Origin of the sequence: Microcystis sp. Msp_OC_L_20101000_S702 (genome assembly GCF_007095705.1) — a bacterium.
GTDB classification, from domain to species: Bacteria; Cyanobacteriota; Cyanobacteriia; order Cyanobacteriales; family Microcystaceae; genus Microcystis; species Microcystis ichthyoblabe_A.
Genome location: NZ_SFBO01000036.1, coordinates 1 through 13147, shown reverse-complemented (window position 1 = coordinate 13147; position 13147 = coordinate 1). Strand labels below are relative to the sequence as shown.

Sequence of the window (13147 nt, the reverse complement as noted above, 5' to 3'; positions counted from 1 at the left end):
GGGGCATCTGATAATTTTTCAAGCCTACCTACTTAGCCTACAAAAGGTTAAAAAATCTCCTACAAACCTAGCGAGGACAAACATGAATACAATCACTAATTTTTTAGCTAGTGCTATTGTCGGTGGTTGGATTATGACCATGGCAGTTTTTGCTATCCAAAATATCCAACCAGTTTCTTTAAAGTTTCTACAATTTGAGTCAATTAAAGTACCCATCGGCATTTTATTGGCTTTTTCTTTGGGAATGGGATTTTTTATGGCCGCAGTTATTCCCGCTTTTTTCAGAAAGTCGAAAAAATCTCCTCGCAGTCGCTTTTCTCCCCCAGAATCGGGGTTAGACGAGTTTGATTTTTAAATAGGGTCTGCTGAAAAAGTTTTTCCTGGGGGTAGGGTGTGGGGTGTGGGGTGTAGGGTTTTACCGATTTTCAGGGGGTCAATTACCTAATTTTCAGGGAAAAAGTGCCTAAATTTCCCCCCCGATCACCCCAAGGTCTGGCACTTTTTGATGGGAAAAAAGTCTAAAATTCTTATCCAACAAGGTTTTTAGATTTATTCAGCACACCCTAAATAGTCTTTTGACTGGCTAATTTATCGGTTCTCTTAGGGTTTGGTGGGTAAAATGTGTTCTAAGATACAGTCTTGCCAGCGAGCGACTGGAACGAACCACAAAGACACAAAGGACACAAAGATCGATCGGTCTTATATAAGTTAAACTGATCACACCAAGAACAAGAGAGCCATTTATCGGCAGCATCCCGGGTGTATATTGTAGGAGCTAATTGCATTTTGTACTTTAAACAACATTATAATTTTTGATAGCCGTTCTGACTCTCTCATGAATAGAAGCAAATAAACTTCCTTGCCATAAATAATTAAATTTATTTTCTGTGATTAGATTGAGACAATTTAAAATTCGCTTTTCCCAGTCTTTTTGATTGTAAGTATCTTTTCCCCAAGCTTGATATAATTCTCCCTCACTAATGCCACCTAATTTATGAGATAATCGATTTCTATGATTACGCAATTCTTCAGAACCCCAAGCTTTTAGATCGACATTAATAGACAACTCAATTACTCGTTGTTGATTGCGACTGTCTAATAATATGTCAGTTTTATTTGTCCCATTAACAAACAATATGCTCAAATCAGGATACTTAGTTAAGACCGAAGATTTTAAAGATGAATAAGTATATTCAGAATTAACCATATAGTCTTTAAATTCATGTTTTAAACACTCATAAATTAAGCCTTCTACCGCTCGGAAACTATGAAGCATAGCCTCGGTTGTATTTTTTTGTTTTAGTCTAACTACTGCGGTATAAGCTTGTTCATAGGCCATCCACCAATATTGTTGATGCTGCTCTTTTTGTTGATTATTGAAACTAAAAGAAGCGGATTGAAAAAAATCTTCAAATTGTCCTTGATTCCAGCTTACTCCAGATTTAATTAGAGCATAAGTTTCTTTCCATTTTTGTTTATTTTGTTCATAGTAAGGTTTAACTAAGTTCTGAAGACCAGCATAATCATAGCGTTCTAATAATTGTAGGGCTTGTTGTCGAGTGCGATCCCAAAGATAGTTAGTCCCTAAAAAAGGCCCTGTGTAATCTGAAGAAATGCCCTTTTGATTGTCATGAGGAGTGGGAATAAATTCATAGAATTTAATATCGTTTCCATAAAGACTCAATCCCGAAATTCTCGACGCTTCTGAAGCTTGCCCCACCCCACCTTTTAAGCACAATAAAATGGGTTGATCGGGTTGAGGTTCTATATTTTCTTTCCATACTTGTTGCCACCAACGGAACATTTTCTCGAAGTTAGAAGGGTTTTCATCATTTCTACCTATATAGAGAATATTTACTACCAAATCAGAATTTAATTTATTTAGCCAATACTTAATTAATTCTCCTGAGTAAAGAGTATCTTTTTCTCTTTCTTTTACTGTTTCATTTTGATCAGTTACTACTAAATAAACTTTTTCGAGATCATTGATTTTATCTTCCAAAAGTTTACCCAGAATGACTGGTTTTACTTGATCGCCATAATATTCAATGTTTTCCCAAAGGTATTGGGATATTTCTCGAAAAGATGATTTTTCGGTCAGAGCTAAATCAGACACTACTTCTATCTGTTCTCCGAGAATATCACCTTTCATGCGATCATCGCCAATATTATACCAGTCACCAGTGGTGACTTGAAACATTAAATCTCTGGTTCCGATCGTTGCAACTAAAATTGATTTCATGAGATTATAAAGGGAATATTTGAGCAAAATTTTGAGGACTTGTATTACTTCTTAATTGTTTGATAAACTCTTGACGGGGATTCAGATTAGCACCGAATACAGTAACTATCTGGTAATCTCCTAAATCAGCAATCCACACGGGAGATGGTTTAGCTCCACCACTGACTTTACCACAGAGATTACCATCATATTCTCTTTGACCATTTTTACCGGTAATTTTCAAAGTATCACTGTGAAGAATTGCTAAAGCATGGGGTTTACCTCTTTGTTCATTTCCTGCACAGACAAAAATTTGACAATTACTATCGGCCGCATCAATCCAATTACTTTGAGAAACTTGACCAGCTATCCTTAAATTATTAGAGTTTATATTAGTGCCAGTAACTTGATTTAAAGATTTATAAAAATCTCGCAATCTTTGCTGAAATTGTTGTTTAAACCCCTGCACATTATTGGGCATTGCCCAAAAATCTTCTTCACTGTCAATATAAAATGTAGAACCACGAAACCATGGGGCGCTTTCACGACTTTTGCGAGAATAATTAGGTCTTCTCGCACCTTGACCAATACCACCCATATTAGCTAAAAACCAAGTCAAATATTTAGCTAATTTTTTGACAGCTTCTTGTTTATCTTTTGGAGTTTCGGAAGACAAAGATAAGACTAAAGTTCCCCGTTGTTCACCACAGGGATCATTTTTACCCTGAGGATTGGTTCGAGGTTCTTTTTGGGTAACTTTACCCTCAAGAATATTCACTTGTAGATAACCGTATTTTTTAGGATTAATACCGCCAAATAATTCAGATTCAATCTCTTGAACACCGTATTTTTTAGGATTAATACCTCCAATTAATTTAGCTTCAATCTCTTGAACTTTGTTAATAGGTAAAACTCCAGATGCAAAAACACGAAACCAGTATCGCATCATCGATTTAAAGGCTGTCGGACGAACTTCTGCAACGGGTGCGCTCCGCATTTGCCATTCATTGCGTCGCTCATTCCATTGGGTAAATCGTTGATAACCATGAATTAATTGACCTTCTAGCTCAAAATCCAATCGATAAAATTCCGATTCTAATCTTGGGCTTTTTCCAGATAAGATCAATTGTCCATAACCTGTATTGACTTGTGAACCTATGCCAAGCTGTAAACCTTTTTTCAGCCATTGTTTTACCTTTTCAAGTATCTTTTCATCTTGACAGTTACTCGCTAGACGTAAACGTAAACCAATTAAAAAAGTTGGTTCTTTGAGAGAGAAAAAAGGATTAGGGTTAGGAGAATATTCTATAGAATCATCTTTCCATGACCAAATATTATTAGCCATGTCCATTTCTAACCCCCCGTTCTTAGAAGGTAAAGGATAGGCATCGAAAAAGACAACTTTACCCGTTTTATTTTTTTCCTCTTTGGCGTTTATATCACCGAAATAGGGGGCGATTTCTTTTTCCGCGTCTTTCCATTCCAGATTATTTTCCGCCATGATTTCTCGGATGGCTTGGTTTCTGGCAACACCGCGCAATGTACTGGATGGAATATAGGGCATTCCGAGGGGATCAAAGGCAGGTAAAAGAATACTTTCCGGTCCGCGATGACCACCGACACGAATACGCCAAGTGGATTTGACTTGAAAAGCGATTCCGTCTTTCGCTAACAGTTGGGTACGTTGATTGAGTTGCTCAAGACGCTGAGTATAGTTAGCATTTTCTTGGGCTGTTTGCAGAATTTGGGTTTTAGTCGCATCTTTGTGTGGATAGTCGGCAGCACGCATCCAACGGAGATATTCGACAAAACTGGCTGATTGGTCGGGTTGAGGTTCGTTTTCGGGGTCTAACCACGGTGAGGGTGGAGGAGGATTGTTATTGCCGCCACCGCCGTTATTATTGCCGCCGCCACCCCTAGGAGGCTGTCTGGAGGGTTGGTTGTTATTTGTGGGTTTTATAGCTTGATTTTTTAGGGTGGGTTTTTGAGGGCGATTAGGACGTTGTAAGGGGCTATGGGACATAATAATTATAATTTCCTTTCTAGTTCAATGAATTATAAAAACTGTGGTGACAATTTACCTGAGTTAGTCCCCACTTTCCACATCGGAATAGATGGCATTAGCCCAGAAGCTAAATTCTTGGGCGATTTCCAAGCCTAAACCCGTTAGTCCTAGATACTCATCAGTGGAAAGTTTTTTTAATGTGTCTAATCCTTGTGGGTTGGCTATATTCCGGTTGTTCGAGATTTCTTCAAGACACTCAAAGTATATTTTAACAACTTCTCGCTTACCTTCTTTGTCTTTACTAATAGCAGTTTCTTCGGCTTTTAGTCGCATCATTCCCCAAGTAGAAAGATAGGTATAAAGTTCAATAGCTTGATTTTTTTGTTCTTTGCGGCGACTATCATCAGCAGTATCTGAGGACAATTTTTGCAAGGCAGTGAATACGGGATTGCTAATCGTTCTAGGGTCGAATGTCATGGTTATTTTGGCTCCAAAAGTTAAAAAATATTACCTGACCAAAGGGCATCAAGAGAGATAACAATATCGGGAAATGCAGCAGCAGATAAGGTTCCTGTACTAAATTTTTCTTGATATTGATAATCAGAATTTATCGGTTGACGGAAAACATAAATCTCTCGATTTTTGATGGCAACTACCCAATATTCTGCAATACCAGCTTGGGCATAGATGTGTTTTTTTTCGGTTAAGTCTTTACTGAGAGTTGAGTCGGAAATTTCGATTAACCAAAAAATTTCATCAGCATAGGGATGATGATCTCGATAGCGAGAACGAGGGGGAAAAACTACAGCGATATCGGGTTCAGGTTCTGAGTTTTCTAAGGTAATGGGTCCAACTTCTCTTACCCATGCTTTATCCTTGAGACGTTGACGGAGAAAGTTGGCTAATCCTTCTCCACTGTCTTTATATAAAGGGCCTTCTGGACTCATTTCGAGAATATCTCCATTCAGTAATTCTACACGCCGATCGATTAAAATTCCCGCCGCAATCATGCGATGATAATCGACCACTGACCATTTAGCTAAGGCAAGATTAGCTGTCATAAATTACCTCTACCATTGTTGCACAAAACCACGTCCTAAACTTTCCTGTCCGCCGATTTGTAGAATGTCATTATCTGCTAATAACTGTTTAAAATCAGCTTGGGATTGTTGTCTGGTTCCATTAGCTTGAGAGGTAATACCCCAAGGAAAATACATTAAGGTGTCGGGGGGAATAGCTTCTTCATAACGAAATCCTCCATCGACGGATTTATGCTCATCTAATTTAATTTTAACTTGTCTCCATAAACTCATTTGAATTAGAGTCGTGCAATGCTGATCGGGTAATACTAAGACTTTATTAATGCCACTGCTGACAGAGTTTTTGGGAATAAAACTTGGCCAATTTGACCAGTCTTTTAGATCATCGACCTTGAGAATGGCATCCTTGAGATAAACGTTGGTGTTGGCCTTTTTAAAACTACAGCTATATTCGGGGGGAATTGTCAGACTAGGATTAGTTAATCTTGTCCAACGACGAAGAAGTAAAGGAGAAGTGATCCAGACGACACCGTGACTAAGGGAAGGGACGGGCAACCAGAGAATCGAACCATCTCCTATCCAGATGTCTCCCTGTTCCAAGTTTTCTGCACCTTTATCGATTTCATTACCGAATAACTTAAATTTTAGGTTTTCTTCGGTAGCTAAAGAACGGATTTTCCCGCGAATTGTACTGGAGGGAATATAGGGTAAAGTGGTATGGGATTCACGAGCAATACCCACTAGATTCCCCTCTTGAGTGGTTCCTCCGGTATGTAGGGGAGAAAGTAGATAAAAGTGGATTAAGTTCATGATTAATTATTCTCCTTTATAGTTGATCCAAAGTAATTCTGAGTAGCCTAATTTGCGCCAGCGTTGGTGATATTCGGGACTATCGGGCTGCTCTTGAAATAGGCGATCGGGTTGATTTAAATAGTATTGACTACCGGCGGGGGCCGCGAAGACTTGGGGGGCGGGAATGCTAGTATTTTCTTTTGATTGAATGCGGCAACTGATCGGAATAGCTCGATCGGTTGCGACACTGACTAGATTGCCCGGTTTCTGATTACTATTAACAGTATGGGCGAGTTTCCATTCCCAGGGCCAAGAGCGACAAATGGCTTGATTATTATCGTGACGGCGTTCAAAAATACCGGGGGTAACGAGATAAGCGATCGCTTTATTTATTTGTTTAAAGTTCTCCTCGGATTTTTGTTTTAACTCTTGCCATTGTTGACCTAAATTATCGCATTTTTCCAGTATAACTCGGTGTCCTTCTCCTCCTAACCGCAAAGTTGTGGGAGTGGGAATATTAACATCGATTCCGATCGCTATACTCCAACCGGGTAGCATTCGGATCGCTTTTTCCACAAAGTATCCATCGGCATCTTCTACCTGTTTACTTCCCGGTTTCATGGCATTATGGGAACGAATTTCTTCTTGCCAGGGTTTATCTTCTCCTTTGTGTTTTACTAACCATTGGCAAGGGTCGATCGCTCCTGTGTTTAAATAATCGAGAATAACTTTAAAAGGTAGATACTGACGATATTTACCTTCTTTCTCTTCTTCCGCTTCATTTTCTCGATTTTGGCAATTTTTGTTAGGTTTAGCCTTAGCTAAAGGGGCAGGTTTCAATCGATCCCAAAATATATGCTTTTCTGAAATCGTTAAATTATCACTCCAAGAAATAGGAATTAATGGGTCAGAATTGGCGAATCCTAAAGGACGGGGTAGATATAAAGTATCTCCAGCAAAAGATAGGAATGGACCGGTGATTTTAAAATAACTATTTTTAGAGCGATCTAGTAAAGCACTTAAAGCACCGGCGATCGTGTGACCGTTGGGGGGAAATGTACTTCCGGCCCAGGCTCTTTCTCCTGGACTAAAGGGTTTGGCATCGCGTAGGAGAAGAACATCTAGGGGAGTGATTGTGTACCAATACATTAAATGGAACCTCCGATCTTAATCTCTCTTTTTCGAGTCATAAAAGCCGCTAGTTTCATCCAGCTACGCACGGCTTCGTTAAGATCATTAGGATCATTTTCCGTGGTTAACCAAAGATGTTTGAGAAAGTTGCTTAGGTCTTTTTGAAAAGCTTCTCTGTTCTCTGTTGTTAGATTTTCCCGACGGCTAGAGAACGCCTTGACCCAAACCTCGATCGCTTCTATCATTGGTATAGGATGCTGTTGCCAAAGGCCGGCCACTGCCTCGAATAAACTGGCATCGGAATTACCGGCGAGAAGTTGTTGCCATTGATAAAAAACATCAAACTTAGCTGTAGATTTTAGGATGTTTCCGTTGCCGTAGAGAACGCGCACTTGTACAGCGTCTTTTTTGACTTTTTTGCCGTCAAAGTCTTTATAGGCGTGTTCCTTGGCTTTTTTCTCAGCCTCCCAGAGATTTTCTAGGGCGATAGCAAGGGGTACGGAATGATGAGCGATGACAATACCGAAACTGATAGTCGCTCGCTTTCCCATGGTAAATAGGGGACGTTTGGAGAGATTTTCGGGAGGTTTTTCGCCTTCCCATTGCCAATAGTCACCGGCGTTATCAAATTCCCCATGGGGGTCTTTTTTTCCCTTAAAACATTGCCGGATATCCCATAACCATTTATCCCATTCCCAGAGATTAGTATAGGCGAGAACATCATCACCGCCACCATAGATTAAGCGTCCCGCATAACGTTGTTCGGTGAGGTAGGGAACGAGTTGATTAGAGAAGTCTAAAAGGGCGCGACTGAGGGCGCTATGGGTAGATGGTCCCATGCGTTTATTGAGGGTGACAAAATCGCCAAAAGCTTTTTGTACTTCTTTTTCTAGGGTATCGGTTTCGGTCGGGGGATGATCGGCGTATTGATGAAGTGACTTAGCGATATATTCTCGATAGGGTTTCATTTCTTGGCCTTTTAACCATTCCCCCATTCCGTCACCGTCTCCTCTGGCGATAACATACCAATCAGCCGGGTTATTGTGGGGATAGTTTTGGTCAATTAATTGGCTTAATTGATGGCGATAATTAGCCATTTCTTCATCGGTAATCTCTAGTTCTTCTACTAACCATCCCGCATTGAGAAATCGAGGGTGATAACGTTTATATTCTGGTTCGATGTGATCGTCAATGTAGGGGATTCCCCAGGGTTGGGTAAGTGCCGGGGGAATCTTTTTCCCGTCTTCTCTTAACCTACGCGAGATGGTGCGACAAACTCGATGAAAATGGTCGAGATCACCGCCTGTTTTGAGATAACCGGCGACTCCCACGGTTAAATCGGGATAAGCGGCATCTAGACGCTTTTGGTCGCTATTTTTTAAGAGTTTTGGCAGGATTAGGTGTAATCCGCGTTTAACGGTTTCCGTGGCGTTGAGTTGTTCGATCCCATCGAATAATCCGGCATTTCGTTGCCAATATTCTTTGCTTGCTTTTTCGCTAATCCAATCGTTGTTACTATCGGGATGGACGACGGGGCCAAGTCCAGAAATGGTGGAACGGGGGCCGAAAGCGGTGGGAATCTGCCAATCGCGGGCATTTTTGACAGCAGCAAGGGCCGAACGGTTTTGATCGAAAGCACTACTCCACCAAGAACCAACATTAGAACTAAAGGGATGTTTTTTCCATTTCTCAAGGCGTAGTTTTCCAGCTTTTTGCAGAAATTCCTGCTCTTTTGTTAAGAATAAAGCCTTGTCGCCACTTAGATTATAAAGTTCGTTTTGTTTGTCTCGCCAGCTTTGCGCTTTTTCTGGGTCTTCGGCTTGATTTTCGGCACTATTTTCGTTTTCTTGGTAAATTTCGCTACTGGTGAGGAGTTGGTCTTCTCTACCGATGGGGACCCCCACATAATAGGTTTGCCATTGGGCATTTAACCAACTGTCCCAGGTATGACTATTTTCTTTTAATTTGGGCATCCAGTGACGTTCTCCCAATTCCTCGAAAACTTGCCGACTAATTTCTTTCCATTCTTTTAATAAACTAGATTTAGCGGTTTGCATGGCCGCTGCCACCTTATCTTTGGGCAAGACGAGGATAATAATGTTGGGAAATCCGGCGGTTAGTAATTGTCGATCGCTCGGTGGGTCGATCCAGGGTTTAAAATCGGGATATTTCTCTAGTAACCATCGATCGATTAAGGGTTGTGCGTAGAGAGAGGGATAGATCAAACTATCGGGACCGTATTGTTGGGCCAGTTGCCAGCAGACTTGAGCAGATAGATAGTGCAGAATCCAAGAACCTGCCCAAAAATCGCGCATTTTGCGGCTGGCTTTGATTAGTTCTTGCACAGGGGAAAAGGTGAAACTAACGAGATAAGCGTGGGATAATTGTTTTCCTGTCGGCCATTTATTGACCACATCCTCGGAGGTGAGATCATATCCCGCTAGGGACCCGGCGATGGCTGCCGTTAAACTGGCATGACTCCAGATCGATCCGTCCGGTATTCTGGTTTCGGCGGGCATTAAAAGCAGATTTTCGTCATCGAGTAATTTCGTCGCCGCTTGGGGAAGACAGCGCCATAACCACCAAAATAGTTCTTTAGCTTCGTTTTCTGAGATTCCTGTGCGTAATCTGGCGGGAATTTGGTTAAATAGTTGGTTTTCCTGTTCTTTTAAGTAATCTGTGCGGTTAGAAGCGATTTTCTTATGGGTTGTGTCGGCTAATTTGAGATCTAAGGGTTCTCCGGAGAGGAGGTGACGCAATTCTAGACCTGTTTCTCGATCGTAGTTAACGAATTGGGTTAAACTACCGATCGCCGATCGATCGCTGGCTGAGGTGATATAGTCAGCTAGTTTGATTTGTTTGAGAATTTTTTTAGTCGATTCTTCGGGGTTATGTTTTCCCCACAACTTCATTACTTCTAAATCTCTCCAGAAACTATTATCACCGCGTCCTGAGTTGCTATGTAGGGCCTTGAAGACGGGATCGTGTAGTAATCCCCAGATTTTCGCTTGCCAGTATCCTAGAGCCATAAACGCCTCAACTCCTTGCTGACCGATGTTCTCAGTATATCAATATGCCTTAGGAACCTCTAGAGATAACACGATATTTTGAAGATTTTTTCTAAAAAGCTTCAAAAGCTTATCCCGTCTAAGTTTCTGGTGGTATGAATTTTTTACTATGATTATCGTCTGTTGGGGGAGAATATCGATCGACCAACATTTGCGCCGATCGCCGGTGTTTTTCCGCCATTTCTGGGGGAGAGAGAATCTGGGCCTGTTCGAGATAGCGCTGTACCCACCAGAGAAATTCTTCCAGGGAACGGGACGGGAGAGCGATGTGGTAATCGATCGAGTTAAGGATTTTCGTCTGCGGGTCGATCTGGGGATTTGTCAACTGCTGCCGGGGGTGACGTGCTTCTCCCTCCCGGATAAAGTAACTCACAGGATGAAAAAAGCGAACTTTAACGGTAATTAGGGTTAATTGTGCCGCTAATTCCAATTTTTGCGCTGCTAAATCCCCCAAATTCAAGCCCCAGCCATTTTTAATCAGTTTGTGGGCATTATTGAGGCTGTGGCGCTGTTCTTCGAGGGAGCGAGAGGGTTCTGGGAGGATTCGACAATGACCGGCGAAACGATTGAGGCGGCCGATGGCCAGACAGCCATCGGGATAGGTTTCGTAGAGGAGATACCAACCAATGTCACGGTAAATTAACTGGAGGGGATAGATCGGGAAAAGCCCGGTAAATTTCTTTTGATAGGGATCGATCGGTCGGGCGATCTCGATTACCTCTCCCCGGACAATGGCCTGTTCTAGGGTGTCGATTTTCTCGTATAAAGTTTGGCGATATTTTCCCCGTTCCATCATCTCTTCGGGATCGGTATAGTTGATCGGTCGATCGAGTTGTTCCCAGACGGGATAGAGAAAGTCAGCCCGGGAGCCGAGTGTAAACCCTTGAAGACGGCGATCGAGTTGGTGATAGACCTGACGGATTCTCGGATCACCCTGATAGAGGGCCCGGGAGCGGAGTGCATCAAAGGCGATTTTAAGTTCGTCGGGACTCATAACGCCGGTGCCGAGATAATACCCCCAGCGATAGATGTGGCGATCGAGAATTTTGTAATCCCGTAGGGTCGTTATGTCTTTTCTCAGGGTGGCAATGGAGGGATATTCCGCGGGCCAACCGAGGGCGAGGGTGGCGGCGAGTTCTCTCACCCGTTCCTGTACTTCTGTTAATGCGTTGTGATCTTTCCCCGAATGGTAATTTTCCGAGGGATCGAGGGTTTGATAACCGACTCCGGGGTGTCGGACGAGGGTGGCGATCAGGAGCATAAGTCGCTGGAACTCGCGACTATCTCGTTCACGCAGTGTTCTTTCCCTAGGGGATTTGGGGTGCTGAGTCATACAGATGCAATCGGTTCAGTCAAGGGGAAAGCCAATATAAATTTACTTCACTCCGAGGGCTAGAAAATCCGATCAGGACTGGAAAAATCAGCCGCTCGATCGAGGGGTTAAATTATTGGCTTTTTAGGGTATCATCGACTAGCGACGGATAGGGGTGGGAGCAGATAACCTCGGTTTCCGGTAAAATCCCTCGATCTACCACAGGATAAGGGTTTTGTGGTTTATGGGGTTGACGGTGCGACCGTATCTAGCTATAATTAACTTATCCGTCGCAACTGGCTTCCGAACCCCAATCCTGTTCGGACGTTTGCCTACCGGCTCTCTCTACTCGCTAGAGAAATTAATTGAATGGAAACAAGAGACATAATTAAGATCATCGTAGTATTTATTAGCTCTCTACTCGCTAGAGAAATTAATTGAATGGAAACCTCGACCATCTTATTAGTGCTAAAGCCTTGTAGTTTAGTGCTACCTTGTCTCTCTACTCGCTAGAGAAATTAATTGAATGGAAACTCTCTATTTACTAAGCCAGCTACACAAGCATTTATTTCGTCTCTCTACTCGCTAGAGAAATTAATTGAATGGAAACAAGTAAATCCCCTCAAATTGAGAGCAAATCAGCTTAATCTCTCTACTCGCTAGAGAAATTAATTGAATGGAAACATTAAGCCGTGCATCCTTTCGGCTCTCTAAATAAAATCTCTCTACTCGCTAGAGAAATTAATTGAATGGAAACGCTTTTTGAGTTTTAAATTTCCCTACAATTTTATCGTCTCTCTACTCGCTAGAGAAATTAATTGAATGGAAACCCTTTCTTAAGTAGTTTACCAACTTGCTGAGGAGTGATAGATCTCTCTACTCGCTAGAGAAATTAATTGAATGGAAACAAAGGAATAAAATTAGCCACAAATACAATCATAAGCTCTCTACTCGCTAGAGAAATTAATTGAATGGAAACTAATTCCAGTTCGATCGCCTTGGTTACTTGCTTATCTAAACTCTCTACTCGCTAGAGAAATTAATTGAATGGAAACGTTCTTCTACCCGCAATAATAGCGCTTCAATTTCCAACTCTCTACTCGCTAGAGAAATTAATTGAATGGAAACCCGAATTGCAACACTCATCGTAAACTGTGCGTGGCACTCCAACTCTCTACTCGCTAGAGAAATTAATTGAATGGAAACTTAAAAACAGCGATTTCTTCTTTGATGCTTTGTTCCGCTCTCTACTCGCTAGAGAAATTAATTGAATGGAAACAATTCAAAATCAGGAAAAGCAAAGATTATTTTAGGACTCTCTACTCGCTAGAGAAATTAATTGAATGGAAACGACATAATAGGGACGGGGTTAGATTTGACGGATACCTCTCTACTCGCTAGAGAAATTAATTGAATGGAAACAAAGTATCGAAAAACCACTCGCTACCAGTCTGTTTGGTTTTTCGGCTCTTCGGGAATTGTTATGCAAATAATTAACTTAAAATAAAATTCGATGAGAGCAACTACGCTCAAAAGTAGCTGAAATTCATACAGGAAAGGACTTAAGGCACAAATAGG

At 41.6% G+C, this 13147-nt stretch carries 9 protein-coding genes and 1 CRISPR repeat array; of the genes, 1 reads left to right on the top strand and 8 read right to left on the bottom strand.

The window, feature by feature from the left end; genetic code table 11:
* Positions 1-82: 82 nt before the first annotated feature.
* Positions 83-355: a lipopolysaccharide assembly protein LapA domain-containing protein gene (locus EWV60_RS04120; protein ID WP_002751442.1), complete on the top strand. Its 273-nt coding sequence runs from the start codon at positions 83-85 to the stop codon at positions 353-355.
* 438 nt (positions 356-793) lie between these two features.
* Here the strand turns inward: EWV60_RS04120 and EWV60_RS04115 are convergent, their stop codons facing one another.
* The 8 genes from EWV60_RS04115 to EWV60_RS04080 all read right to left on the bottom strand — a co-directional run bounded on the left by EWV60_RS04115 (position 794) and on the right by EWV60_RS04080 (position 11590).
* A complete protein-coding gene (locus tag EWV60_RS04115) occupies positions 794-2242 on the bottom strand; it encodes a hypothetical protein (protein ID WP_016515598.1) in 1449 nt (482 codons plus the stop codon).
* A 4-nt stretch (positions 2243-2246) separates the two neighbouring features.
* A complete protein-coding gene (cmr6, locus tag EWV60_RS04110; protein ID WP_287231151.1) occupies positions 2247-4244 on the bottom strand; it encodes a type III-B CRISPR module RAMP protein Cmr6 in 1998 nt (665 codons plus the stop codon).
* Positions 4245-4307: 63 nt separating this feature from the next.
* Complete coding sequence (locus EWV60_RS04105) at positions 4308-4703, bottom strand: hypothetical protein (RefSeq protein WP_287231149.1); 396 nt, start codon at positions 4701-4703, stop codon at positions 4308-4310.
* 20 nt (positions 4704-4723) lie between these two features.
* A complete protein-coding gene (locus tag EWV60_RS04100; RefSeq protein WP_287231147.1) occupies positions 4724-5287 on the bottom strand; it encodes a Uma2 family endonuclease in 564 nt (187 codons plus the stop codon).
* 9 nt (positions 5288-5296) lie between these two features.
* The gene (gene cmr4 / locus EWV60_RS04095; protein ID WP_002751432.1) at positions 5297-6076 is read right to left on the bottom strand and encodes a type III-B CRISPR module RAMP protein Cmr4; all 780 of its coding nucleotides are present in this window, start codon (positions 6074-6076) and stop codon (positions 5297-5299) included.
* A 6-nt stretch (positions 6077-6082) separates the two neighbouring features.
* Positions 6083-7207: a type III-B CRISPR module-associated Cmr3 family protein gene (locus EWV60_RS04090; RefSeq protein ID WP_287231144.1), complete on the bottom strand. Its 1125-nt coding sequence runs from the start codon at positions 7205-7207 to the stop codon at positions 6083-6085.
* Entirely contained in the window at positions 7207-10218 is a 3012-nt protein-coding gene (gene cas10, locus EWV60_RS04085) for a type III-B CRISPR-associated protein Cas10/Cmr2 (RefSeq protein WP_287231141.1), read from the bottom strand. Before cas10 ends, EWV60_RS04090 begins: the two co-directional genes overlap by 1 nt.
* Before the next feature lie 118 nt (positions 10219-10336).
* A complete protein-coding gene (locus EWV60_RS04080) occupies positions 10337-11590 on the bottom strand; it encodes a helix-turn-helix transcriptional regulator (protein WP_287231138.1) in 1254 nt (417 codons plus the stop codon).
* 320 nt (positions 11591-11910) lie between these two features.
* Positions 11911-12991: direct repeats of the CRISPR family, unit length 36 nt; unit sequence CTCTCTACTCGCTAGAGAAATTAATTGAATGGAAAC.
* Positions 12992-13147 lie beyond the last annotated feature (156 nt).